Genomic DNA, 25,647 nt, shown 5'->3' with positions numbered 1-25,647 from the left:
AAGCATGGTGGTAAATTTGCCAAATCAAGTACCAGAAGAGGTAATAGAAGAAGTACGAAAATCTAATGATATTGTTGATGTCATTGGTGAATATGTTCAATTAAAAAAACAAGGAAGAAACTTCTTCGGGCTATGTCCATTTCATGGTGAAAACACTCCGTCATTTTCGGTAACCCAGGAGAAGCAGATCTTTCACTGTTTTGGTTGTGGTAAAGGTGGAAATGTACTGACGTTTTTGATGGAGATGGAGGACTACTCTTTTTATGAGGCACTAAAGTTTCTTGCCGATAGAAGTGGAGTAGACTTACCTGATACAGGGATGAATAATGAAACGTCCATGTCGGAAGAAAATCAGAATATACTATCTGCTTATGAATGGATAACGAAACTTTACCATCACTTATTACGATATACGAAAGATGGGAAAGAAGGATATCAATACTTTAAAGATCGCGGTATCACTGATGAAACGATTGATGTTTTCCAACTAGGTTTTGCACCAAATGTAAAAGATTTTACAGCTGAGTTTCTTCAGAAAAAAGGTTTTCATCAACAGATACTTGTTAAAGCTGGTTTACTTTCTCTAAATGATGACCATAGTGTAACAGACCGGTTTCGAGGCAGAGTTATCTTTCCAATTCGGAACCACTTAGGAAAAGCTATCGGTTTTGGTGGTCGAACAATTGGTGATCAGGAGCCAAAATATTTGAATAGCTCCGAAAGCGAATTGTTTCAAAAAGGACGCATCTTATACAATTTTGACTTAGCAAAAAAAAACATTCGTAAACAAAATGAAGCTGTTTTGTTTGAAGGATACATGGATGTTATCTCTGCATATCAGGCGGGGGTAAAAAATGCTGTCGCTACATTAGGAACTTCGCTTACAGAGTCACAAGCAAAACTTTTAAGGCGCTATGTTGATACAGTGATTATCTGTTATGACGCTGATAATGCGGGTACTGAAGCAACATACAAAGCTGCTGTTTTGTTACAGAAGGTAGGATGTCATGTAAAAATAGCAAATTTAAGAGAAAACATGGATCCAGATAGTTTTATTTACGAATTTGGTGCTGCTGCTTTTAAGGATGAAGTAATTAAAGCAAGTTATACGTTTACGAGTTTTTATATGCGTTATCTGAAAAAGGACTTTAACCTTAGTCTGGAAGGAGATCGCATTCAATATATAGAAAGTGTTCTTAAACAGATTGCAATGATTGACAGTTCTGTTGAACGGGAATATTACCTAAAGGAAATCAGTAATGAATATAATGTAACAATGGAATCCTTAACACAAGAAATCCAGAGTCATCGGCAAAAGATGGGTAATGGTAAGGATAAGAGAGAAAAGAAAAGATATACTAATAGGGCATCACAATTTCAACAAACAAAAAAATTACTACCGGCTTTTCATAATGCCGAAAGACAGCTTATTGCATATATGTTGCAAGACACTTCTATTACTGATAAAGTGCAGGAGGAAATAGGTGCATCCTTTAATATTGATGAGCATAAAATAATTGCTACACATTTATATGCATTTTATGAGGAAGGTCATCAAGCCGATGTCAGCATGTTTATTGAAATGTTGAATGATGACAAATTAAAACGATTGGTTACAGAGTATGCAATGATTCCTGTACTTGAAGATATAAGTGACAAGGAAATCAATGATTATATTCGGATAATTCGTGCTGAAAATAGCAGTAAAGATAGTATTCATACACTAAAAGAAGAGCAAAAATTAGCCGAACAGCAAAATGATCCAATCAAAGCTGCAAAAATTGCAATGGAAATCATTGAATTGCAGAGGCAGCTGAAGAAGTCAAATTGAAATTGAATGTAGTTGGAAGGAGGGGGACTCATGGCCGAAAATAAGCCTTCACAAACAAAAGAAAATGAAAATGAACTAACACTGGATCAAGCGAAAGATCAATTGCTTGAAATAGGGAAAAAGCGCGGAGCACTGGCTTATGAAGAAGTTGCTGATCGTTTATCTAACTTCGAGATTGAATCAGAGCAGATGGATGAATTTTATGGGTACCTAGCAGAGCAAGGTGTAGAGGTTATTGGTGATTCTGAAGAAGATCCTAAAATGCAGCAAATTGCAAAAGAAGAAGAATTTGATTTAAATGATTTAAGTGTTCCACTCGGTATAAAGATAAATGACCCTGTTAGAATGTATTTAAAAGAAATAGGGAGAGTGGATTTGCTATCAGCTGCTGAAGAAATTGATCTAGCTCATCGAATCGAAAATAGTGAAGAAGAGGCAAAAAGGCGTCTGGCTGAGGCTAACTTGCGACTGGTTGTTAGTATAGCAAAACGGTATGTTGGCCGAGGTATGCTGTTTCTTGATTTAATTCAGGAAGGTAATATGGGTCTTATCAAAGCTGTTGAGAAGTTCGATTATCGTAAAGGGTTTAAGTTTAGTACCTATGCGACGTGGTGGATTCGCCAAGCAATTACAAGAGCGATTGCTGACCAAGCGAGAACTATTCGGATTCCAGTCCATATGGTGGAAACAATTAACAAACTAATTCGCGTACAGCGCCAGTTGTTACAGGACCTTGGCAGAGAACCAACACCAGAAGAAATAGGGAAAGAAATGGAACTTTCTCCTGACAAAGTTCGTGATATTCTAAAGATAGCACAGGAACCTGTTTCACTTGAAACACCAATCGGGGAAGAAGATGATTCCCATTTAGGTGATTTTATTGAAGATCAAGAGGCGGTTTCTCCGTCAGATCATGCTGCATATGAATTATTAAAGGAACAACTGGAAGATGTTCTGGATACACTCACTGACCGGGAAGAGAACGTTTTACGTTTACGTTTTGGTTTAGATGATGGACGAACCAGGACACTGGAGGAAGTTGGAAAAGTGTTTGGTGTGACAAGAGAACGAATTCGTCAAATTGAAGCTAAAGCCCTGCGGAAGCTAAGACACCCTAGTCGCAGTAAACGATTAAAAGATTTTTTGGAATAAGGCATTTCAGTCATTGAGCACAAGTCACTGGCAGTAAAGAATGTCTCACTGCATAATTGCAACTAAGGCCATCGCCATGAAAGCTTGGCAATATGCCGAGTTTTCTAATGTGCAATGACTGTCCCGCATTATTATTAAACATGAATTAAGTTTCAGGTAATAGCTGCACCGGGGTGATTCTTATGTCCGAAAGACGAATCGCAACAGTTATTGAAGAAATCCATTATTGGAAAGAACATAATTTGCTACCTGATGTGTATTGTGATTTTCTTTTGGCTTTATATACTAATGGTGAGGGTACTGGTGAAGAAGAAATAATCCGGGAAAATAAAATAAATATCGTAAGTGCAATTCAAGTGACTCTGCTAAGCTTATTGTTGCCATTTGCTTTCTTAGTTATTTATTTTATCGAATTTCCTGTTTTACTACAAGTAAGTATTTTACTTTTGTTTGTAGCATTTTCCTATCGGATGACTAGAGTCTATAGCCGAAAGTTTTCTATCTACTATCATCTTTCTATAGTTACATTTCTGTTGCTGCTGCTTTTAATGACAGTATATATAAGTACATTATTTACTGATAATCAATGGCTACTTCAATTTGTGATAATTTTAAACGTGCTTTCATGGTACTTTTTCAGACGGCAACACAACATAAAGTATCTGAAAATTGTTAGCATATTAGGTATAATATTTGTCATTTTATATATTGTTTTACAAAACTTTCACATCTTATCCCTTTAAACAAATTTGTTTTTCGAGTAAAATATATATAGCTTTTGAAACAAAATAGAGATTAAGGGGATTACATAAGGAGGAACTACGATGAAGAAGAACCCAGTCATCCCTTATGCAACTATTGCTGTAATAGGGATACTCTTAGTAGTTGTTATATCGTTTGTTGGCCTGGATCAACGTCAGACTATCGAAGAAAAAGAGAAAAATGGTGGCGAAAGTACGGAACAGTCACAAGAGGGAGAAACTACTAGTGACCCTTCTAAAATTTTTGAAAACACTTGTGCCAGCTGTCATGGTGCAGACCTTTCCGGAGGTGCAGGACCTGCACTAAATAAAGTGGGAAGTAAGTATTCCCAAAAAGAAATTAGAGAAATCATCAAAACAGGATTTCCTGAGTCTGGAATGCCCGGTGGTTTATTACAAGGTAAAAAAGCCGATGCAGTTGCAAAGTGGCTTTCAGAACAAAAGTAGAATTTAGGATACTTATAGTTTATCATGCTAAAAGAGTAAGCTGACTGATATCATGCAGAAGGCTTGCTCTTTTATGCTATTGGCCGTGTGTCAATAATAAATAAAGGAGAAAATAATGAACAACACAATTAAACTTTCTGAACGATTGAGCACCGTTGCAGCTTATGTTACGGAGGGTGCCTTTTTTGCCGATATCGGATCCGATCATGCGTATTTACCATGTTACGTTTGTTTATATGACAGTAAAGCACATGCGATTGCAGGAGAAGTAAAAGAAGGACCTTTTAAAAGTGCTCTTGAGACAGTCAATAAATATGATTTATCATCCAGAGTACAAGTTCGGTTAGGTGATGGGTTACAGGTTTTAAGGCAAGGGGAAGTAAATGTTCTTGTTATTGCGGGTATGGGTGGTTCGCTTATAACATCCATTCTCGAAGAAGGAAAAGATAGATTACAAAGTGTGCAACGAATTATCGTACAGCCCAATGTAAATGAACGAAATGTACGTGAATGGTTTTATAAAAACAATTACACCATTACATCTGAGGAAATACTAGAGGAAAATGGGCATATTTACGAAATAATTATAGCGGACAGAGAGGCCGCTAAAAGTCCGTATAAAACGGATCTATTGCAAGAACAGCTATTATTCGGGCCATTGTTAATAGAACATAAAACAGAAATATTTATTAAAAAATGGAAAAATGAGCTTTCGAAGCGAATCAGAGTTATCGATGAAATGAAGAAGGCAAAAGAACAAAATCAGGATAAAATTAGCGAATTTGAAAAAGAATTGTCTTGGGTACAGGAGGTTTTAAAAGATGGAAACGTCAACTCGAAACAGTGATATTTTTCAGATCATGGAGAAATGGGCACCAACGAATTTGGCATACGATTGGGATAATGTTGGATTGCAGGTTGGATCGTTCAATAATCAAGTAACCAAGATTATGGTTACATTGGATGTCCTGGAATCTGTAGTGGATGAAGCAATAGAAAAAGATGTTGACTTAATAATTGCACATCATCCACTATTGTTTAAATCGGTAAAACAAGTTAATGTAGACACATCTCAAGGCCGAATTATTCAGAAGTTAATACAGCATAATATTTCTGTCTATGCTTCTCACACAAACCTTGATATTGCTGTAGGTGGCGTAAATGATATGCTTTGTGAATTGCTTAATATAAACCGAACAGAAGTATTACAACAGACCTATCAAGAGGAGCTTGTGAAAATTGCTGTATTTGTACCAAAGACACATTTAAACGAAGTGCGAGATGCTATGAGTGAAAATGGAGCCGGGCATATTGGGGATTATAGTCATTGTACATTTCAAACAGAGGGTAAAGGAACATTTATGCCACAGGAAGGAACAAACCCGTATATCGGTTCAGCTAACCATTTAGCATATGTGGATGAAGTTAAGGTTGAGTCAATTATACCACAGCCTAAATTAGCACGTGTGATTGAAGCAATGATAAATGCACATCCATACGAAGAAGCTGCCTATGATTTAATGCCACTTCGTAACACAGGACAAACTAATGGTATTGGACGTATTGGAACATTAGATAAAGGATTAACTTTACGAGATTTTTCGGAGCAAGTAAAACATGCACTTAAAGTTCCATCGCTGCGTGTAACCGGTGATTTAACTAAGAAGGTAAGGAAAGTAGCTGTTTTAGGTGGCAGTGGTGAAAAATTTATTGCTACAGCTAAGGAGATGGGAGCAGATGTATATATAACAGGTGATATGACATTTCACACAGCCCAGGATGCTTGGCAAATGGGATTATCTGTTATTGATCCTGGACATCATGTAGAAAAAGTAATGAAAGAAGGAACTAAGAGATATCTGGAAAATCGTCTTGATAATAAGAACATAGAAGTTATTCTGTCCAACTCAAATACTGAACCATTTCAGTTTATCTAATGCATAAAAGTGCAGACTGCATTATAATTAGGTACTAGTCATATTTTTGGCAGTTAAAAATTACTGATTATAATTTTGGCCATCTAATCAACAATCGCTTTTATCAAACGACTGTAAGGGTAAAAGTGGTTTTCTAAGCTATTGGATGATTGTTTCTTATCAAAAAGGAGTATTATTATATGGAAAATAATTTTAAACAGTTTGCATTTCAACCCGTATTGTCAGATATAATTGACCATTTGGGATTTAAACAACCAACTGAAATACAGCAGAAGGTGATACCAGCAATACTTAAAGGTACTAGTGTTGTAGGACAATCCCATACAGGATCTGGAAAAACACATGCCTATTTATTACCTTTATTTAATCAGATAGATGCCAGTAAACGCGAAGTACAGTTTGTTATTACTGCTCCGACCCGAGAACTTGCAATGCAGTTAAATGAAGAAGTTAAAAAGATTATTCATTATGCAGGAAAGAAAGAGATATGGAATGCCAAGTTACTTGTTGGTGGAACAGACAAGCAAAAAATGATGGAGAAACTAAAGGAACCGCCACACATTGTCATTGGTACGCCAGGCAGAATATTGGATTTAGCCAAAGAAGACGCCCTTTCTTTATATTCTGCAAAGTCGTTTGTTATCGATGAAGCAGATCTTATGCTTGATTTAGGTTTTATTAATGATGTTGATCAATTACTGATTCGAGCAAAAAAAGACGTTCAATTACTTGTGTTTTCAGCAACTATTCCGCAGCGATTAGAACATTTCTTCAGAAAGTACCTGGAGAATCCTTTACATGTAAAGATTGATGATCAACTTTCGCCTGAAACGATGGATCATCGATTAATTGCTTTAAAACACAGGGATGAAACCGATGTTATTATAGAAATTTCCAAAACGATACAGCCCTATCTGGCGATTATTTTTACAAATGGTAAAGATATTGCTAATGAACTTGCATCTTCTTTGCAGCAAAAAGGACTTGATGTAGGGCTTATACATGGCGGTTTAAAGCCCAGGGAACGTAAACGAGTACTAAAGGACATCCAAAGTCTTCGATATCAATATATTGTTGCAACAGATCTTGCTTCACGTGGAATTGATATAAAAGGCGTAAGTCATGTTATAAACGCTCAATTACCCAAGGAAGAGGATTTTTATGTTCATCGTGTAGGACGAACAGCTCGTGCGGGGATGGAAGGTACAGCAATCAGTTTATATGCTGAACACGATCTAAAGATAATTCAAAAACTGGAGCAAAAAGGCCTGTCGTTCACATTTTTCGACATAAAGAATGGGGAATGGAAAGAAGCGAAATCCTGGAATGAACGAGAACTACGCACCAAGACAAATACTGATATTGATTCACAAGCCTGGAAACAGGTTAAAAAGACTAAAAAAGTTAAGCCGGGCTATAAGAAGAAGATGAAGAGACAACAGGAAAATATAAAAAAACAGATGGTAAAAAAAACTAATAAAAAGAAAAAATAAATTGAGGTGGAGTAATTGCTAAAAATTGGATCACACGTTTCGATGAGTGGGAAGAAAATGTTATTAGGCTCAAGTGAACAAGCAGTATCATATGGTTCTAATACTTTTATGATTTATACTGGTGCACCACAAAATACTAGAAGAAAAGCTATTGAAGAGCTTAATATTACAGCTGGAAGAGAACACATGAAGGAAAATGGAATAGAGGACATCGTTGTTCACGCTCCATATATAATCAACATAGGTAATACAGTTAAAAAGGAGACATTTGACCTAGGTGTAACGTTTTTGCGAAATGAAATCGATCGTACCGCAGCAATTGGAGCCAAACAAATTGTCCTTCACCCAGGATCACATGTTGGTGAAGGAGCAGATAAAGGTATAAGAAGAATAATCGAAGGTTTAAATGAAGTTCTTGAAAAAGATAAAGATGTGCAAATTGCATTAGAAACAATGGCCGGTAAAGGATCAGAGGTTGGTAGTACCTTTGAAGAATTAGCTCAAATTTTCGATGGTGTTACACATAATGAAAAGCTATCTGTCTGTATGGATACATGTCACATACATGACGCTGGATACAATGTTGTGAATGATTTTGATGGTGTTTTAAATGAATTTGATAAGATAATAGGTATTGATCGGTTAAAGGTTATCCATGTTAATGACAGTAAGAATGAACAAGGGGCACATAAAGATCGTCATGAAAATATAGGTTTTGGCCATATAGGATTTGAAGCATTGCAACATGTTATTCATCATCCGCAATTGAAGCAGTTACCCAAGATATTGGAAACACCTTTTGTCGGTGAGGATAAGAAGAATAAAAAGCCTCCATATAAGTTTGAAATTGACATGATAAAGAAAGGCAGTTTTATTTCCGACTTAAAAGAAAAAATAGTTAATCAGTAAACTCGAAAGGGAATGACAACTTAAACGTCATTCCCTTTTTTAATTTAAACTGCTTCAGTAAAGACTGGTGTAGCTAACATAGAATCCAACTGGGAAGGTTGATAAATATAAATTTACGAAATGAGCCTTGGTTTAGAAAACTAAAAATTAGGGAATTAATTGAATAAGTGGTCAAGCCCATAAGTTCTTATAAGTTGCTGAAATAGTTTTTCTGACTTTTTTGCAGTTTCCTGATCAGTGATTCGCGACAATTCCTGTAACATTCTATGCCTTCCTGATTCATTAAATGGATCTACGGAATGATTTTGGAGATAGGATATAATCTGTTTAGCTTGTATACGCGTGATATAAATCCCATTTTGATCACTGTAATGGAGCAGTTCTTCTGGTGAGAGCTGTTTCATTTTTTTGATGGCTAAATCTTTAATTAACTTTGACATTTGCATACTCCTTAAAAAGAATACTGGTTTACTATATGCAAACGCATTAAAAAAATTTACTTTATCCATAAAATATAGGAGGCAGTAATGGACCAACATCATTCACAATTATTCAAACAATTTATAGTATTCGTATGTATTAGCATTATTTTTACTGTTATATCTTATTCATACCTGCAAGAAAATAAACAATTAGTTTCTAGTAATAACCATTTGGAAGCCAAGAATCAAAAATTAAGTATCGAAAATGATTACTTAAATTCAGAAAAGTTACTTGATGCTAAAAAAAATAGTTATTATGCATGGACTAATGTAAATAAAAAAGCTAATAAATTGGTTGAGGACAGTGACGGCAAGTTTAAAAAGTCCTGGGCTATTTATTTAGTTCAAGAGGCGAAATCATTTGATATAAGTCCATATATAGCTTATGAATTACTAAAAGTTGAAACAGGAAATACGTTTGATCCTAATCTTGTGGGGCCTGAAACTAATTATGGTAAAGCATATGGAATGGGGCAATTTATGAAGAATACTGCACCTTGGATTGCTGAGATGTCAGGGATACCATACAATGAAAAACTACTATTCAATCCGTATTATTCCATCCATTTAACTTTTGTATATCTGGATTTTTTAAATAAGCAATATGGTGATTGGGATAAAGCACTAACTGCGTATCATCGAGGAATAGGCGGACTTAAAGAATATATGGATAAAAACGGAAATGCAAGAAGCTGGTATGCCCGTGAAATTAAGAATAATGCTGAAGAGTATAAGCAATTTACAAGAGCAAAATAATTGTTACCAGTAACTACCATCACTATATTGCTCAAGTTATCCATAAACTATGAACGCACCTCATTTACAGGAAAGAGAGGTCTAAAATATGGATGAATTTACCCGTAAGAACAATGTGGAAGATGACCTAAACAAGGAAGAACAACCAGAAACACGTAATATGGATATGGTAGGAACAAATTTAAGCGGTCAGCCTCCGCATACAACAGATGAACCAGAAGCATCAGCTGCAGACAGTAAAAGATATGATGAAGAATTTGCTGCTGAAATGACAGCAGATGATATAGGTGATACAGTTAGAAATGATGAAACCAAAGAAGGCGCTCAAGCTAACAGTGCTTTTGGATGGGTAGCATTAGCACTATCCATTATCTCATTCTTTATCATGCCAATAATCCTTGGCGGAGCCGGGATTATAGTAGGCTTTATATCAAGAAATCGTGATGCAGAAACACTTGGTAATACTGCAATAATTGCAGGTGCTGCTTCCATTCTCATTACACTTTTTGTTCTTCCATATGTTTAAAAAAAGAGAGGCTGACATTTAGTCAGCCTCTCTTTTATATATAGGGAAAGAATAAAATTCACCTATTTGTAACTCTACAGGGTCTGCTGTAGGATTTAAGGCTTTAAAGTCTTCTACAATCTTATTGACATTTAAATTATTAGACAACTGCGGATTTATTTCCTCAGCAATTGTAAGAAGTGTATCTCCTTGAAGAACTTTCACTTTCATTGCTGTAATATTTTCGGTTTTAGATATTTTTTCCTCTTGCGATTGTTTATTATTAATTCCGGGTGTTAAAGTGGTTCCAACACTTAAATCCTTATACATACTTATAAATAATAATGCAATTAAAATATATGTTAATGTTTTTAATATATTATTCATACTTTTTGCTCCTCTTTTGAAACAATTCATACCATTAAATCGTACAATAACTGACGGGGAAAAGGAGGATTCCACATGGATATATTTGCATTAGATTGGATAGGCTTCGTTATCACCGGATTCGGGACTTTATTCCTTATCGGTGAAATGTTAGTCAATATGCGTGGTTTTTTCGGACTGATTGGATTAGGATTTATTACTGTTTATTTTGCAGTTTATCTGGAAACAGGCTCGTTTATTATTATGCTTATTGTTTATTTAATTGGATTATTACTTATTATTATTGATGGTAAAATAATAAATGATGGAACACTTGCAACAATCGGTTTAGCTTGTATGCTGACAGCTGTAGCATTAACTGCACCAAACCTTTATGCAGGCATGTATGCGGTTATTGGTGTTCTTTTAGGTGGGTTTTCATCATTATTCTTTTTGAAAGTATTTAAACGACGGGATATGTGGTCGAAACTGACGTTGGTAGATCAATTAACCAAAGAAGCTGGGTATAACTCGATGAATGAGGAATATGAACAGTTATTAAATGAAGAAGGTAAAACAGTAAGCAATTTACGCCCGGTTGGAACGGTGCAAATCAAAAATAAAAACTATAGTGCCATCTCAAATGGTCAATGGATTCCAAAAAACACCTATATAAAGGTTGTTGATGTTGATGGTACGAGAATTCTTGTAGAAAAAATAAATCGTGCATAAACGTAATACTCATCGAATTTACATTATTCATGGGTATTATTTTTTGATGATAAATAATAATAAATTATTGAAACTCATTTTGTCGTTCTTAAAGGCTTCACAAGACAAATGTTAGAACTCAATTATCGACTAACGATTCTACTGCTATAAAGAATGAAAGTCCTTTTGTTAGGGTAATTATAAGTATAGCATTATTTTTAATGTAAATATTAATGTAAATTTTATGTTAAGTTTTAAATAATTACTTTACAAACGGTTAATTTATCTTTAATAATGGACTAGGTATATGACAGATTTCAACATGATTTGAAGGGTGGAATTATTTTTGGATATCGATGTGCAGCAACTGATATTTGAGTTTGTCGGTGGACTAGGTATTTTCCTGTTAGGTATTAAGTTTATGGGGGAAGGCTTGCAAAAATCTGCTGGTGACAGGCTTCGAAATATACTTGACAAAACAACCAGCAATCCTTTCCTAGGTGTATTGGCTGGGATAGTGGTAACGATTCTAATTCAAAGCAGTTCTGGTACAACCGTATTAACTGTCGGGTTGGTTAATGCCGGATTTATGACATTAAGGCAGGCTATTGGCGTAATTATGGGTGCTAACATAGGTACGACTGCAACTGCCTTTATTATAGGTATCGACCTAGAGGCCTATGCATTGCCAATTATAGCCGTTGGTTGTTTTCTGCTATTTTTCTTTAAAAATCAAAAGGTTCAAAATGTGGGTCAAGCCATTTTTGGTTTTGGAGCGTTATTTTTAGGTTTGAGGTTCATGGGTGATGCGATGTCGCCGTTGGAAGGCGTCCAGGCATTTCATGAATTAACCTTAAGTATGAGTGAAAACCCTATTTTAGGTGTTGTCATTGGTACGGTATTTACTGTCGTTGTACAAAGTTCGAGTGCTACAATCGGTATCCTGCAAGGGTTATTTTCTGAAGGTGCAATAGAGTTAAAAGCAGCAGTACCAGTCTTATTTGGTGATAACATTGGAACTACCATTACGGCTGTTATTGCTTCAATTGGAACTAGTATCGCTGCTAAACGTGCAGCATTTGTACATGTTATATTTAACTTGGTAGGTACAACAGTATTTCTAATTCTATTGGGAGCATTTACGCAATATGTCTTGTATTTACAGTCAAGTCTTAATTTAAATCCAGAAATGACTATCGCCTTCGCACATGGTAGCTTTAACCTGGTAAATACGTTAGTACAATTTCCATTTATTGCTGGTTTAGCATGGCTTGTAACTAAAATTATTCCAGGGGAAGATACCATTGTTGAGTACAAGCCAAAACATTTAGACCCTATATTTATCCAACAGTCATCTTCATTAGCACTGGATCAGGCAAAAGCAGAAGTCATCCACATGGGTGAATATGCTTATAAGGGTCTTGAGGAAACGCATTTATATCTAACAACACAAAACCAGAAACATTCAGAAATGGCAATGCAGTTAGAAGGAGCACTAAATAATTTGGATCGTAAAATTACCGATTATTTAGTTGAATTATCCGGAGAGTCTATGTCTGAATTGGAAAGCGCGACGCACACAGCATTAATTGATTCTGTTCGTGATATTGAACGGGTTGGTGATCATTTTGAAAATATTTTAGAATTAATTGACTATAAAATTTCAAATAAAGTTTACCTAACAGAGCAAGCGGAAGAGGATTTAAATAATATGTTTGATTTAACCATTTTAACAATTAAACAAGCAGTGGAAGCACTTGATAAAATGGATCGTGAAGAAGCACTAGCGGTAGTCCAAAAAGAGGATCAGATTGACAAAATGGAAAGAACTTATCGCAAAAAGCATATTATTCGTATGAATGAGGGTTTATGCAGTGGCTCAGCAGGCATCGTATTTGTTGATATCATTAGTAACCTAGAGCGAATCGGTGACCATGCAGTAAACATTGCTGAAGAGGTATTAGGTGAATAGTAGTAATTTAAAGAGGTGCTGAGGCATCTCTTTAAATTTTTATTGAAAACCTCCACAAAAAATGCTATAGTATTTATTGGTGCTTCAATCAGATGATTATACATAAATAAAAATTATGGGAAAAGTTATTGACAGATTCTGTCGTACATGGTAAATTATATTTCGTCGCTTATAAATTTCAAATCACTCTCAAAACCATTAGCACAATAGGTGAGACTGAATACTTAAGATTATTCCACAGTAGCTCAGCGGTAGAGCAATCGGCTGTTAACCGATCGGTCGTAGGTTCGATTCCTACCTGTGGAGCCATATGGCGGTGTAGCTCAGCTGGCGAGAGCGTACGGTTCATACCCGTGAGGTCGGGGGTTCGATCCCCTCCGCCGCTACCATAAACTAAATATTGATGGCGGTCGTGGCGAAGTGGTTAACGCACCGGATTGTGGCTCCGGCATTCGTGGGTTCGATCCCCACCGGTCGCCCCATAAAGATACTTAGAAAGGACCCTTAGCTCAGCTGGTTAGAGCTATCGGCTCATAACCGATCGGTCGCAGGTTCGAGTCCTGCAGGGTCCACCATTTAAACTCGGAGGAATACCCAAGTCTGGCTGAAGGGATCGGTCTTGAAAACCGACAGGGGTGTCAAAGCCCGCGGGGGTTCGAATCCCTCTTCCTCCTCCATACATACTTACAAATGATTTAAAAGTTTAGCTATGAGGTGAAACATTACAGGTCTCTGAGAAAATGCAACATCACCGATAAAACGTATAATACTCATTTATAATTGATTAACTCTACAACCTCATTACGGCTCTGTAGCTCAGTCGGTAGAGCAAAGGACTGAAAATCCTTGTGTCGGCGGTTCGATTCCGTCCGGAGCCATCACTAAACAAGCAAATTGCTTGTTTTTTTGTTTCTGAAAATATGTTTTACATATAAAATTCCGGGAATACAGTAAGTAAGTGTAGATGATTTTCACTATCCGCACTGTAAAAATATGCATATAATTTGCATGTGTGTGATAGCTTTGATAACCTTGGATTTAAAGGGTGAATATTCAAACCTTTTAATAACATATATTATTAAGGGAGGAAATTAATAATGGCAAAATTTGAACTACCTGAACTACCTTATGCATACGATGCTTTAGAACCTACAATCGATAAAGAAACGATGAACATTCACCACACGAAGCATCACAATACTTATGTTACAAAATTAAATGGTGCTTTAGATGGACACGCAGACCTTCAGGATAAATCAATTGAAGACCTAGTGAGTAATCTTGATGCAGTACCTGAAAATATCCGCACCGCTGTTCGAAACAATGGTGGCGGTCATGCAAACCATAGCCTATTCTGGAAAGTTATGTCACCTAACGGTGGTGGCGAGCCTTCTGGTGAATTAGCTGATAAAATAAATGCTAAATTTGGCAGCTTTGATAAGTTTAAAGAAGAATTTGAAACAGCTGCAAAAGGCCGTTTCGGTTCAGGCTGGGCATGGTTAGTAGTAAACAATGGTGAGCTTGAAGTAACTAGCACTCCAAACCAGGATAATCCATTATCGGAAGGCAAAACACCAATTTTGGGTCTTGATGTTTGGGAGCATGCATATTACCTTAAATATCAAAACAAACGCCCAGATTATGCTGCAGCTTTCTGGAATGTAGTTAACTGGGATGAAGTAGCTAAAAATTATAACAACGCTAAGTAATCAGTTAGTTTAAAGGCATGGGAAAATAGTTCCCGTGTCTTTTTTAAGTATAAAAAATTATAAAATTTAAGTGCTGTGGATAATTGGACTTCCTAATTAGCAACGTCCAGCTCCGACGTACAGGACGTCCTAGTGCCTAGTGAACGTCCCTCCCTGTGTCTAAGATAAGGAAATAAAGAATGTTCGACTAAAACCACCACAACCTGTGGCAACGTCGACCTACCCGTGATGCACGAGCACAGCCCATACGGCGATGAACAGGCGCTTGCGATTTTTGTTATGTAATTAAATTGCATATCTAATCCCTATTTGCTCAAACTATTAACGATAAAAAGGAGCAAAAGATATGCATAAAATCTTTCAGAATATAGCAGGAAAAGTAGATATAAATAAGGATCTCATTTTTTTGCTGGTTATAGGGGGACTTTATTCGCTGGGAATATTTCTCTCTAATACATTCGTAAACATATATTTATGGAAGCAATCCGGTGATTACATTACAATTGCAATGTACAACTTAGGGATTTATTTATTTCAGCCAATTACATTTATATTGGCAGGGAAAATAGCTAAAAAGGTTGACCGGATTATTGTGCTGCGATTAGGGGTAATATTTTTATCTCTATTTTTTTTGAGTGTATTAATTATAGCTGAAAAGGCTGCAACCTTTAACTTTTTGTTAGGTGGTTTGTTAGGAATTGGTTTTGGGTTTTACTGGTTAGCGTTTAATGTACTTACATTTGAAATTACGGAACCTGAATCCAGGGATTTTTTCAATGGATTTCTTGGTATTCTTCAATCTTTTAGTGGTATGATTGGACCGTTATTAGCTGGTACGATAATAGCAAACATGGAAGCGAATATTGGGTATACTACAATTTTCACAATTTCCTTCTGTTTGTTTATAGGTGCCGTTGGATGCAGTTTTATTTTGAATCGCCGTCAGGCTGAAGGTGCTTTTCATTTTAGACGGGTATTAGCTGAAAGAAAACATAATAAAAATTGGAGAAGAATTCTTTATGCTCATGTGTTTCAGGGATTACGGGAAGGGATTTTTCTTTTTGTTATTGCAATCTGGGTATTCATTACAACCCAGAGTGAATTTTCTCTAGGTATGTTTAATTTATTCTTATCCGGACTCTCTTTTATTTTCTACTTTATTGTAACAAAGTGGATCAAACAATCTATGCGTAAAAAGGCAATACTTATTGGCGGGTTAATTCTTTATTTTTCTATCTACATTATACTGTTCAGCATTAGCTATACCCAACTTATCATTTACGCAGTAATCATAGGTATTGCATATCCAATTATTAATGTACCTTATGTTTCCATGACATACGATGTTATTGGTAAAGCATGGAAGGCAAAGGAATTTCGGGTTGAATATATTGTCGTACGAGAACTGTTTGTCAATACCGGGAGAGTAACAGCTATCGTTACCTTCATATTAGCAATTACATTATTTGAAGCAGAAACCGTAATACCCTTCCTATTAGCAGCTTTTGGTTTGGGACATCTGCTGATTTATGTATTTGTAAAAGATATTTTCTTAGGCAGTCCGCGTAAGAAGGAAGTAATGATTAAAGAACAATTAACAGATGAAAAAAATCGTTAAAACCTGTTAGAATTTAAAGAGATAAATGCTATAATAGGTTAAAATAACTTCCTATATGAGGGGGAGAAACATGGTACAAAAAAAGAAGAAAAAGAGAAAGTCTCAGCTTCCCTTTCGTTTAAATATACTATTTTTTATTGTATTTTTATTGTTCTCGGTTTTAATATTGCAGCTGGGTGTTGTGCAGATATTGAATGGGGAAGAATTCCAGGCGGAAATCGATGAAACAGAAAATGAATATACACTAAAACCAGTACCACGGGGGAAAATGTATGATCGTAATCATAATCTGATTCTTGATAACAACCCTTTATATTCGATTACTTACACACCGGCAAAAGGAATTCAAGCGAAAGATAGGCTGGAAGTGGCCGAGAAGTTGGCTACATATATATCAATGGATCCTGAGAAAAATGATAAAGGTATCGCAACTTACGGTGTTACAACGCGAAATAAAAAAGAATATTGGTACTTGAAAAATACAGAAGAGGCCAGATCTCGACTTACAGATAAAGAAATTGAGGAAATGGATAATGGTGAAGAGTATGACACGATGCTTGACCGGATATCGGAAGAAGAGATTAATGGTTATTCTAAACAGCAGCTTGAAGTAATGGCCATCAAAAAAGAGATGGATAAGGCGATGACATTAACGCCACAAGTTGTTAAGAACGAAAACGTAACACCTAAAGAATTTGCTCGTGTAGCTGAGCATTTGGATGTATTACCTGGAGTTAATGCTACCACCGATTGGAATCGCGAAAAACCATACGGGGAAACTTTTAGCACCTTCATTGGTGACATAACATCTCAGTCACAAGGTATTTTAGCTGAAAAAGAAGAGTATTATCTTACAAGAGGGTACAGCAGGAATGACCGAGTAGGCAGAAGTGGATTGGAACAACAGTATGAAGACATTCTAAGAGGTCGTAAGGAAAAAATTCAGTATACAACTAATAGCAACGGAAAAGTAATTGATTCGGAGGTTGTAGTCGAAGGTCAGCGTGGTAAGGACTTAGTACTGACCATTGACATGGAACTACAAAAAGAGGTAAATAAGATATTGCGTAAAGAACTGAAGACGGCTATTCAAAAAGCTCCTGCTAGAAATCGGTTTATGGAGGATGCTCTCGCCGTTGTCATGGACCCCCAAACAGGGGAATTACTGGCTGTTGCCGGTCAACACTATAATAGGAAAAATAATGAATACGAAAATGCGGGATGGAAAGCATTATATGCCGGACATGAAGCCGGGTCTGCTGTTAAGGGCGCCACAGTCCTGTCCGGATATCAATCAGGCGTTATAAAGCCGGGGCAGACATTTTATGATTCACCAATCAAAATTGCAGGGACGCCTGAAAAAAGTTCGTACCGAAACCTTGGTTCAGTTAATGACCTTGATGCATTGCGACTGTCTTCCAACGTATATATGTTTTATATTGCAATGCGAATGGGTGGGGATTTTAATTATCAGCGAAATGATAAGCTGAACTATGACCCAGCCGCATTTCAGGAAATGCGCAACTACTTTAGCCAGTTTGGACTCGGAGTGAAAACAGGTGTTGACTTTCCGAATGAGTCAGATGGCTATGAGGGCCCAGACCCACAGGCAGGTAATCTATTGGACTTTGCAATCGGTCAGTACGATACGTATACAGCATTGCAGTTAGCACAATATGTTTCCACAATTGCTAATGATGGTTATCGTGTACGGCCGCATTTTATGAAGGAAATCAGGATGCCTGTTCCTCACGAAGATAAGTTAGGACCGGTCTACCGAAGTAACAATACAGATGTTTTAAATAAAATTGTAATGGATGACAATTATATTGAGCGTGTACAAAAAGGATTTTATCAGGTATACCAGCAATCTGGTGGAACAGCAGCAAGTTACTTTGCGGATAAAGAATATACTGCTGCTGGTAAAACTGGGACAGCTGAAAAAGATCAATATGATGATGGTGAAAAAATAGCGGAAGGAGAAAATCATACACTTGTTGGATATGCACCTTATGATAATCCAGAGGTTGCATTTGCCGTTATTGTTCCAGAAGCTGGGGTACCGAACGTACACCCGACCAGTAAATTAATCGGTGAACAGATTTTAGATACGTATTTTGGTTTGAAAGATGACGCAGAAGAAAAAGAATAATGCAGTATTCTGCTAAAAGCCTAAACCTTTAACAAAGGTTTGGGCTTTTTTAACGTTAAATAAAGCATTCCTTTCTTAATTGCATATGTGATATTAAGGCTATTGATTATTCCTTGGCGCTAAGCTATGTTCTCTCATAACTATATTCGTACGGCGAAGTAAAAAAGTGTCATTAAAAAAAATTCTTTTTGTGCCACTTTTTTCGTCCGGAATCGATAGTAATTGTGAATAGAAAAAATTATTTTAAGTTAATCTACTAACTTTACACTATTTTTACAACTAATTAATAGGGAGTTAATACTGATGATTTATGATTGCGTTGTAGGGGAGGAAATAGAAAGTTCCTTTTCTGACAAACTACCATAATTAGGGGGAGTAAAAATGAAATCAAAGTCTTTAATCTTAACATTGGGTATGTCATTGCTATTACTTTTATTAGCAGCATGCGGTAATGCGGAAGGCAGTGAGAATTCAAAAGGAAACGGTAACGGAGAAGAAACAAAAGAAATAATGGTTGATGGATCGTCTACCGTGTTCCCGATTATGGAAGCTGTTGCTGAGGAATATCAGGCAGCGAACCCGGATGCAAGAGTTAATATAGGAGTATCCGGAACCGGTGGCGGTTTTGAAAAGTTCATCGCAGGTGAGACGCATATTTCAAATGCTTCCCGTCCGATTAAAGAGGAAGAAAAAGCACTACTTGAAAAAAATGGAATTGAGTATACGGAATTTGAAGTAGCTCTTGATGGATTATCAATTGTAGTAAATAAAGAAAATGATTGGGTAGATAAGTTAACAGTCGAAGAACTGACTAAAATGTGGAGTGAAGATGGTGGAGTAGAGACCTGGGCTGACGTACGAGAGGGCTGGCCTGAAAAAGAAATTAAATTCTATAGCCCGGGAGCAGATTCTGGAACCTTTGATTATTTCAGTGAAGTAGTATTAGGAGATGCACAAATTCGCCAGGACGCATCACTATCAGAAGATGACAATGTCCTTGTTCAGGGTGTAACTGGATCACCGAACGCTATCAGTTACTTTGGCTATGCTTATTACGCGGAAAACAAAGATAATTTGAAGGTAGTACCAATTGTAAACAGTGATGGGGAAGCAGTAAAACCGAGTCAGGAAACAATTCAGTCAGGTGAATATAATCCATTCTCCAGACCATTGTTTATCTATGTGAAAAATGAAGCATTACAAAACGATTCAGTATATGATTTTACAAAATATACACTCGAAAACGCTGGTGAGATGGCAAAAGCTGTAGGTTACGTTGCTAAACCGGAAAGTAAGTATGAAGAAGCCTTACAAAAGATCGACGAACTAGCAGGAAAATAATCTATATCACACAATAAAATAATGCGGGACCAATAGGTGTGAGGGAAGTTAAATAAGAAAAGGCTTCTCCTCACTTTCCTGCATTTTAAGATAGTTTAGGGTTATTGCTATTGTCAGACAGCAACTAAACGATTTTACAGAGGAGTATTTATATGGCAGTCAACGTTAAAGACATGATGAAGGAAAAGAAATCAAATCGTTTTTTGCTTCGTTTTTCAGAAAAAGCGGCGCCAACGATTTTCTTGCTGTGTGCAATAATATCTGTACTGACTACAATTGGCATCACACTTACGTTATTAGTGGAAACTGTCACTTTCTTTAATCGTGTATCTTTTATTGATTTCATAACAGGAACGAAATGGTGGCCATTTGGAGAAAACCCAAGTTTCGGAATTCTTCCATTAATATCAGGAACGCTATTAATCACGGTTATTGCAATGGCGGTTGCGATTCCAATTGGTCTTGCCTCAGCAATTTATCTAAGCGAATTTGCTTCACCAAATATACGCAAAATCGTTAAACCTATCTTGGAAGTATTGGCAGGTATTCCCACGATTGTATATGGTTTTTTTGCCTTGACTTTTGTTACTCCGATGCTGCAAAACGTCATTTCAAGTTTGCCAATTTTTAATGCGTTGAGTCCCGGAATTGTTGTAGGGGTAATGATTATACCGATGATTGCATCATTATCTGAAGATGCAATGAGTTCTGTCCCCAATGATATGAGGGAAGGAGCTCTGGCAATGGGCTCTACCAGACTGGAAGTAGCGTTAAAGGTAGTAGTTCCAGCTGCTTTATCTGGAATCATTGCTTCATTTGTATTAGGTATTTCACGCGCTATTGGCGAGACGATGATTGTAGCAGTCGCAGCTGGAGGAACACCAAAGCTTTCATTAGATGTTACAGAGTCTATTCAGACCATGACAGGTTATATTGTTCAGGTAAGTTTAGGTGATGCGTCTTATGGATCGACCACATACTACAGTATTTATGCGGTTGGTATGACGTTGTTTGTTTTCACGTTAATAATGAATCTGTTGTCGCAATATATCTCCCGTCGTTTCAAGGAGGATTACTAATATGAATTTGGTCGATAAACAGGTTATTCAAAATAAAATGAGTAAGCGATTAGTTAAAAATCAATTTATGAATAAATTATTCTTTTCGGCTACCGCTTTTGGAATAGTGGTTTTAATAGTATTGTTATACCGGGTGCTTTCAGAAGGTATTGGTCATTTGGACTGGGGGTTTTTAACAAACTTTGCATCAAGGTTTCCTGAAGAAGCGGGCATTAAAGCAGCAATCGTCGGTTCGTTATGGTTAATGGCTGTAACGGCGCCAGTATCTCTTTTACTGGGGGTTGGAACAGCAATATATTTAGAGGAATATGCAAGTAGGAACAAATTTACACGCTTTATTCAAATAAATATTTCAAATCTAGCAGGGGTACCTTCCATTGTATTTGGTTTATTGGGTCTTACAGTTTTCGTACGATTATTGGAAATGGGAAGAAGTATTATGGCGGGTGGATTAACGATGAGCTTGTTAATACTGCCAATAATTGTTGTATCTTCCCAGGAAGCAATAAGAGCTATCCCAAAGAACCAGTATGAGGCATCGTTTGCAATGGGAGCCACGAAATGGCAGACCGTTCGTCGTGTTGTGTTACCTGCAGCAATACCAGGCATTCTTACTGGGGGTATATTAGCTCTATCACGTGCAATAGGTGAAACAGCACCACTACTAATGATTGGTGCACTCTCATTTATCGCTTATTTACCGGAAAATGTCTGGTCTGGTTTTACTGTGTTACCAATTCAAATCTTCAATTGGACCGGAAGACCACAAGAGGAATTTCATTTAGTGGCATCAACAGGAATTATTGTATTGCTAGTCATATTGTTATTTATGAACTCGATTGCCGTCATCATACGAAATAAGTTTTCGAAGCGATTTTAATTAGGAGGTTTTTAAGATGAATAGTGCAGCTGAGACCAAACATGTACCAGTTCCAAATACAACGGTTAAACCAAATAACAGGGATTCTAAATCAATTTATTCCATTCAGAACTTTAGTCTTTGGTATGGAAGTGATCAGGCACTATATGATGTTCAATTTGATATACCGGCTAATAATGTAACAGCCATAATTGGGCCGTCCGGATGTGGTAAATCGACATTCATTAAGGCACTAAACCGTATGGTGGAATTAGTCCCATCCGTAAAAATGTTGGGAAGTATTAACTATAATGGAAAAAATATTTTCAGCTCTAAGTATAAAGTTGAAGAATTAAGGACAAATGTTGGAATGGTTTTTCAGAACCCAAATCCATTTCCAAAGTCTATTTATGAAAATGTTGCATATGGACCAAAAATTCATGGTATTAAAAAGAAAAAGGTACTTGATGAGATTGTAGAAAAAAGTCTTAAAGGTGCAGCACTATGGGATGAAGTGAAAGATCGTTTGCAGGAGAATGCTTTCGGTTTATCAGGTGGTCAGCAGCAAAGACTTTGTATCGCCAGATGCTTAGCAATTGAACCGGATGTTATTTTAATGGATGAGCCAACGTCTGCACTAGACCCCATATCAACAGCGAAAATAGAGGAACTGGTACAAACGTTAAAAGAAGATTACAGTATAGTGATTGTTACGCATAATATGCAACAGGCAGCTAGAATATCGGATAAAACTGCTTTCTTCCTAAATGGGGAAGTAATAGAGTACAGAAACACTGATGAACTTTTCTCCAATCCTGAAGATAAGCGTACTGAGGACTATATCACCGGCCGTTTCGGTTAATAATTTAAAAGGAGGAGCTCTATGGTTGCCAGAGAACAATTTGAAAATGACTTAAATAACATTAAAGAGGAAATAGTGGCATTGGCAAAAAATACAGAAAATGCCTTGTGTGAAGCTGTTGACGCGTTCTATAACCAGGATATTCAATTGGCAAATCAAATTATTGACCGAGATAAAGAAATAGATGAACATGAGCATACAATTAACGATAAAACGATTTTATTGATTGCAAAACAGCAGCCAGTAGCAACTGATCTACGTCGATTGATAATTGCACTAAGGATTACTACTGATTTAGAGCGGATGGGAGATAATGCTAAAAATATTGCAAAATCAACAATCCATTTAGGAGAGAACCATCGCTTAACAATCCATCATGAGATAAAACAGATGCGTGACATGGCTGTAGAAATGATTCACACTGCCATGTATGCTTTCCAATATGAAGATATTTCTATAGCTGGCAAGTTATCTGAGATGGACGACCAAGTTGACAAATTGTACGAACGAATTATTCACGAGCTATTGACCGAAACAGCTACAAATTCAGAAAAAATTCAATTTGTTATGCAAATGGCTTTCAGTGCAAGATATATTGAGCGATTTGCAGATCACATCACCAATATTGGAGAAAGTATTTTATTCCTGGTAAAGGGTGAATCATATAAACTTAACTAGTTTGATACAAATAGAGAGGGCATAACTAAAACTTTTTCCACTTTAAAGACGAATAATAACAGGATAGGATGGTATCCTTTCTTACTGCAAAAAATCCGAACTAATTCGAATTCTGTTTCAAGAATTTGAATCATAGTTCGGATTTTACTTTGACTTAAACACTTTGTTCCAGCCTCTTAATTAGTTAGTTTTTCAGCAATCTCGTAATGGCTCATTTTACTTGTTAATTCAAAATCACCAAGTTGTACTTTTGTAGTATAACCTTCTTCTTCCATGTATTGGGTAAATTTATCCTGGTCTTTAATAATGTCATTATCAGCTAATATACCGCTAATGGTCGATGGTGCCATCCCTGATTCAACAGTTAGGGTATAAGTAACTGTACGATTATCCTTTTCAGAAGTTGAGTTGTTTTTCTCATTTTTTGTATTTTCTCCTGTCTCGGTCTCTTGACTTTCATCGGAACCCGAACCCTTCTGATCCTCTTTTGTCTTTGAAGAATCGTCAGTGGATTTTTTATTCTCGTCTGACGTTACTGAAACAGAAATATATTCAGACTCAGTTAGAACATGGTATCCTTTTGCTTCAACATTTTTAATCATGTCATCGGTTGACATATTTTCAGTTTTACTTTTGGGATCATTTGTAAAATAAAACATTACAAGTAATAGGATACCAGCTGATAAGAGACCAAGTGCGAATGATCTAATTGGTTGTTTCATAATTTTCCCCTATCTCTCTAGAAGTTTACTTTTAATTATGTACGTTATCTTTGGAAAAGTCATCGGTAAGCAATTCTTCTTCTAATATCTTTATTTTCTTTTTCATTTGGTAATTATCCTGCATAGTTGAAATTGAAAACTGTTCTAATTCACTTTCCAGTTCGTCAAATTTGTCGTTCATAAAAAAAGACAATACAAGTAATACAACAGCGATGACAATTATAGTAATTAACGCATACATCATTTTTTTCTTCCCTCCATTTCATGTACAATTATATTTATAACATATATTTTAAAAAAGAGAAATCATCAATATTTTACAGCTAGATTCTTGATTGTTTCTATAATATCTGCTATTATAATTAAGTCTGAATATAATAAAAGATGCCTATTAGAAAACTTGGCTTATCGTCAAGCATTAGTTGCACTTATGCTGTAAGAAAGTTTGTATACTTTCTTATCTGCCAAAGCAAGACTTTATAGTTTGGAGGGAAAATTTATGCGCGTAAATATTACTTTAGCATGTACTGAAACAGGCGATCGCACCTACATTTCAACTAAAAATAAGCGTACTAACCCGGAACGTTTAGAGCTTATGAAATATAGCCCACGTCTAAAAAAACACACATTGCATCGTGAAACAAAATAATTATTTATTAAAATAAAACTCTTGCCATTAAAGAAGGTAAGGGTTTTATTTTTTATCTTCAATTGTATATACTTTTGATAGGGGTGAGCGCAAATGGATAAAATAGAATTACGCAAGAATGCTATTACTATGTTAAAGAGTGTTTCTGAACAAGAGAGAAAGAATATCGAGGGGAAACTGACACAAAACATTGTTGAATCGAATATATGGGAACAGTCAGATGTTGTTGGTATAACAATTTCCAATGGGTTTGAGTGGAATACAAAGCCAATCATTGAAGCTGCATGGGATGAAGGTAAATCTATATGTGTGCCAAAGTGCCGACCGAAAGAACGAAAGCTCGATTTTTATAGAATAAATACATATGAACAATTGGAAGTGGTTTATTATAATTTATTGGAGCCAATCCCTGAAGTAACGCAAAGAGTAGACAAAGATATGATCGACTTACTCATCGTACCAGGATTGTTATTTGATAGGAGCGGCTTTCGAATAGGCTTTGGTGGAGGGTATTATGATCGGTTTTTAAGTGATTTTCCAAATAATAGAATTTCCTTGGCTTCCAATGCACAAATAGTAGAAGGGTTACCGACTGAACCGTACGATATACCAGTAGATAAAATAATTACAGAAAGTGGATTTCTGAGATAAGGAGA

Annotated in this window: 26 protein-coding genes and 6 tRNA genes; 28 read left to right on the top strand and 4 right to left on the bottom strand. The window is 36.3% G+C overall.

Going from position 1 to position 25,647, the window contains the following annotated elements:
- The first annotated feature begins 16 nt into the window (after positions 1-16).
- From dnaG to ACE1TG_RS00840, 8 genes are all read left to right on the top strand, one after another.
- Positions 17-1,831, top strand: coding sequence for a DNA primase (gene dnaG, locus ACE1TG_RS00875; protein ID WP_483887888.1), 1,815 nt, complete (start codon positions 17-19; stop codon positions 1,829-1,831).
- 30 nt (positions 1,832-1,861) lie between these two features.
- Positions 1,862-2,983: an RNA polymerase sigma factor RpoD gene (gene rpoD / locus ACE1TG_RS00870; RefSeq protein WP_375050464.1), complete on the top strand. Its 1,122-nt coding sequence runs from the start codon at positions 1,862-1,864 to the stop codon at positions 2,981-2,983.
- Positions 2,984-3,165: 182 nt separating this feature from the next.
- Entirely contained in the window at positions 3,166-3,726 is a 561-nt protein-coding gene (locus tag ACE1TG_RS00865; protein ID WP_375050463.1) for a hypothetical protein, read from the top strand.
- Between the two features lie 81 nt (positions 3,727-3,807).
- Positions 3,808-4,191 carry a cytochrome c550 gene (cccA, locus tag ACE1TG_RS00860; RefSeq protein ID WP_375050462.1) on the top strand — a complete coding sequence of 128 codons (384 nt, stop codon included), beginning with the start codon at positions 3,808-3,810 and terminating at the stop codon, positions 4,189-4,191.
- Between the two features lie 115 nt (positions 4,192-4,306).
- Positions 4,307-5,038 carry a tRNA (adenine(22)-N(1))-methyltransferase gene (locus ACE1TG_RS00855; protein WP_375050461.1) on the top strand — a complete coding sequence of 244 codons (732 nt, stop codon included), beginning with the start codon at positions 4,307-4,309 and terminating at the stop codon, positions 5,036-5,038.
- Positions 5,013-6,128, top strand: coding sequence for a Nif3-like dinuclear metal center hexameric protein (locus ACE1TG_RS00850; RefSeq protein WP_375050460.1), 1,116 nt, complete (start codon positions 5,013-5,015; stop codon positions 6,126-6,128). The genes ACE1TG_RS00855 and ACE1TG_RS00850 overlap by 26 nt, the downstream gene beginning before the upstream one ends.
- A gap of 179 nt (positions 6,129-6,307) precedes the next feature.
- On the top strand, positions 6,308-7,621 hold the full coding sequence (locus ACE1TG_RS00845; protein ID WP_375050459.1) for a DEAD/DEAH box helicase: 1,314 nt from the start codon (positions 6,308-6,310) through the stop codon (positions 7,619-7,621).
- Positions 7,622-7,636: 15 nt separating this feature from the next.
- Complete coding sequence (locus tag ACE1TG_RS00840) at positions 7,637-8,530, top strand: deoxyribonuclease IV (RefSeq protein ID WP_375050458.1); 894 nt, start codon at positions 7,637-7,639, stop codon at positions 8,528-8,530.
- Between the two features lie 155 nt (positions 8,531-8,685).
- Here ACE1TG_RS00840 and ACE1TG_RS00835 read toward each other — a convergent pair whose 3' ends face one another.
- Positions 8,686-8,970 carry a DUF2624 domain-containing protein gene (locus tag ACE1TG_RS00835; protein WP_375050457.1) on the bottom strand — a complete coding sequence of 95 codons (285 nt, stop codon included), beginning with the start codon at positions 8,968-8,970 and terminating at the stop codon, positions 8,686-8,688.
- A gap of 87 nt (positions 8,971-9,057) precedes the next feature.
- Here ACE1TG_RS00835 and ACE1TG_RS00830 point away from each other — a divergent pair, with 87 nt between their 5' ends.
- Both ACE1TG_RS00830 and ACE1TG_RS00825 read left to right on the top strand, forming a co-directional pair.
- The gene (locus ACE1TG_RS00830; RefSeq protein ID WP_375050456.1) at positions 9,058-9,768 is read left to right on the top strand and encodes a lytic transglycosylase domain-containing protein; all 711 of its coding nucleotides are present in this window, start codon (positions 9,058-9,060) and stop codon (positions 9,766-9,768) included.
- Between the two features lie 88 nt (positions 9,769-9,856).
- Positions 9,857-10,294, top strand: a complete 438-nt coding sequence (locus ACE1TG_RS00825) for a hypothetical protein (RefSeq protein WP_375050455.1) — start codon at positions 9,857-9,859, stop codon at positions 10,292-10,294.
- An 18-nt stretch (positions 10,295-10,312) separates the two neighbouring features.
- Here the strand turns inward: ACE1TG_RS00825 and ACE1TG_RS00820 are convergent, their stop codons facing one another.
- Positions 10,313-10,660, bottom strand: a complete 348-nt coding sequence (locus ACE1TG_RS00820) for a hypothetical protein (RefSeq protein WP_375050454.1) — start codon at positions 10,658-10,660, stop codon at positions 10,313-10,315.
- 75 nt (positions 10,661-10,735) lie between these two features.
- On the opposite strand from ACE1TG_RS00820, the gene ACE1TG_RS00815 reads away from it, so the two are divergent.
- From ACE1TG_RS00815 to phoU, 16 genes are all read left to right on the top strand, one after another.
- Complete coding sequence (locus ACE1TG_RS00815; RefSeq protein WP_375050453.1) at positions 10,736-11,371, top strand: NfeD family protein; 636 nt, start codon at positions 10,736-10,738, stop codon at positions 11,369-11,371.
- 325 nt (positions 11,372-11,696) lie between these two features.
- Complete coding sequence (locus tag ACE1TG_RS00810; RefSeq protein WP_375050452.1) at positions 11,697-13,322, top strand: Na/Pi cotransporter family protein; 1,626 nt, start codon at positions 11,697-11,699, stop codon at positions 13,320-13,322.
- Between the two features lie 234 nt (positions 13,323-13,556).
- Positions 13,557-13,631, top strand: a tRNA-Asn gene (locus ACE1TG_RS00805).
- 3 nt (positions 13,632-13,634) lie between these two features.
- Positions 13,635-13,711: transfer RNA gene (locus ACE1TG_RS00800), tRNA-Met, on the top strand.
- Between the two features lie 17 nt (positions 13,712-13,728).
- Positions 13,729-13,804 (top strand) — tRNA-His (locus ACE1TG_RS00795).
- A gap of 16 nt (positions 13,805-13,820) precedes the next feature.
- Positions 13,821-13,897: transfer RNA gene (locus ACE1TG_RS00790), tRNA-Ile, on the top strand.
- A gap of 9 nt (positions 13,898-13,906) precedes the next feature.
- Positions 13,907-13,999: transfer RNA gene (locus tag ACE1TG_RS00785), tRNA-Ser, on the top strand.
- A 128-nt stretch (positions 14,000-14,127) separates the two neighbouring features.
- Positions 14,128-14,200, top strand: a tRNA-Phe gene (locus tag ACE1TG_RS00780).
- Positions 14,201-14,419: 219 nt separating this feature from the next.
- Positions 14,420-15,031, top strand: a complete 612-nt coding sequence (locus tag ACE1TG_RS00775) for a superoxide dismutase (protein WP_375050451.1) — start codon at positions 14,420-14,422, stop codon at positions 15,029-15,031.
- Positions 15,032-15,377: 346 nt separating this feature from the next.
- Entirely contained in the window at positions 15,378-16,649 is a 1,272-nt protein-coding gene (locus ACE1TG_RS00770) for an MFS transporter (protein ID WP_375050450.1), read from the top strand.
- Between the two features lie 70 nt (positions 16,650-16,719).
- A complete protein-coding gene (locus tag ACE1TG_RS00765; protein WP_375050449.1) occupies positions 16,720-18,801 on the top strand; it encodes a peptidoglycan D,D-transpeptidase FtsI family protein in 2,082 nt (693 codons plus the stop codon).
- Between the two features lie 381 nt (positions 18,802-19,182).
- Complete coding sequence (locus tag ACE1TG_RS00760; RefSeq protein ID WP_375050448.1) at positions 19,183-20,142, top strand: PstS family phosphate ABC transporter substrate-binding protein; 960 nt, start codon at positions 19,183-19,185, stop codon at positions 20,140-20,142.
- Between the two features lie 152 nt (positions 20,143-20,294).
- The gene (pstC, locus tag ACE1TG_RS00755; RefSeq protein ID WP_375050447.1) at positions 20,295-21,221 is read left to right on the top strand and encodes a phosphate ABC transporter permease subunit PstC; all 927 of its coding nucleotides are present in this window, start codon (positions 20,295-20,297) and stop codon (positions 21,219-21,221) included.
- A gap of 1 nt (position 21,222) precedes the next feature.
- Positions 21,223-22,101 carry a phosphate ABC transporter permease PstA gene (gene pstA, locus ACE1TG_RS00750; RefSeq protein ID WP_375050446.1) on the top strand — a complete coding sequence of 293 codons (879 nt, stop codon included), beginning with the start codon at positions 21,223-21,225 and terminating at the stop codon, positions 22,099-22,101.
- Positions 22,102-22,117: 16 nt separating this feature from the next.
- On the top strand, positions 22,118-22,942 hold the full coding sequence (gene pstB / locus ACE1TG_RS00745) for a phosphate ABC transporter ATP-binding protein PstB (RefSeq protein WP_375050445.1): 825 nt from the start codon (positions 22,118-22,120) through the stop codon (positions 22,940-22,942).
- Positions 22,943-22,963: 21 nt separating this feature from the next.
- Positions 22,964-23,620, top strand: coding sequence for a phosphate signaling complex protein PhoU (gene phoU / locus ACE1TG_RS00740; protein WP_375050444.1), 657 nt, complete (start codon positions 22,964-22,966; stop codon positions 23,618-23,620).
- A 176-nt stretch (positions 23,621-23,796) separates the two neighbouring features.
- Here phoU and ACE1TG_RS00735 read toward each other — a convergent pair whose 3' ends face one another.
- Positions 23,797-24,342 carry a hypothetical protein gene (locus tag ACE1TG_RS00735; RefSeq protein ID WP_375050443.1) on the bottom strand — a complete coding sequence of 182 codons (546 nt, stop codon included), beginning with the start codon at positions 24,340-24,342 and terminating at the stop codon, positions 23,797-23,799.
- 31 nt (positions 24,343-24,373) lie between these two features.
- Positions 24,374-24,586, bottom strand: coding sequence for a hypothetical protein (locus ACE1TG_RS00730; protein WP_375050442.1), 213 nt, complete (start codon positions 24,584-24,586; stop codon positions 24,374-24,376).
- 255 nt (positions 24,587-24,841) lie between these two features.
- Between ACE1TG_RS00730 and rpmG the strand changes: the two genes are divergently transcribed.
- Both rpmG and ACE1TG_RS00720 read left to right on the top strand, forming a co-directional pair.
- Positions 24,842-24,991 (top strand): 50S ribosomal protein L33, encoded by a 150-nt coding sequence (rpmG, locus tag ACE1TG_RS00725; RefSeq protein WP_209482345.1) that lies wholly within the window; start codon positions 24,842-24,844, stop codon positions 24,989-24,991.
- Positions 24,992-25,084: 93 nt separating this feature from the next.
- Positions 25,085-25,642 carry a 5-formyltetrahydrofolate cyclo-ligase gene (locus tag ACE1TG_RS00720; protein WP_375050441.1) on the top strand — a complete coding sequence of 186 codons (558 nt, stop codon included), beginning with the start codon at positions 25,085-25,087 and terminating at the stop codon, positions 25,640-25,642.
- Positions 25,643-25,647 lie beyond the last annotated feature (5 nt).

Source organism: Virgibacillus sp. JSM 102003, from assembly GCF_041949995.1.
Classification (GTDB): Bacteria; Bacillota; Bacilli; order Bacillales; family Amphibacillaceae; genus Lentibacillus.
The sequence above is the reverse complement of the archived record's forward strand: the minus strand, read 5'-3'. Positions and strand labels throughout refer to the sequence as shown.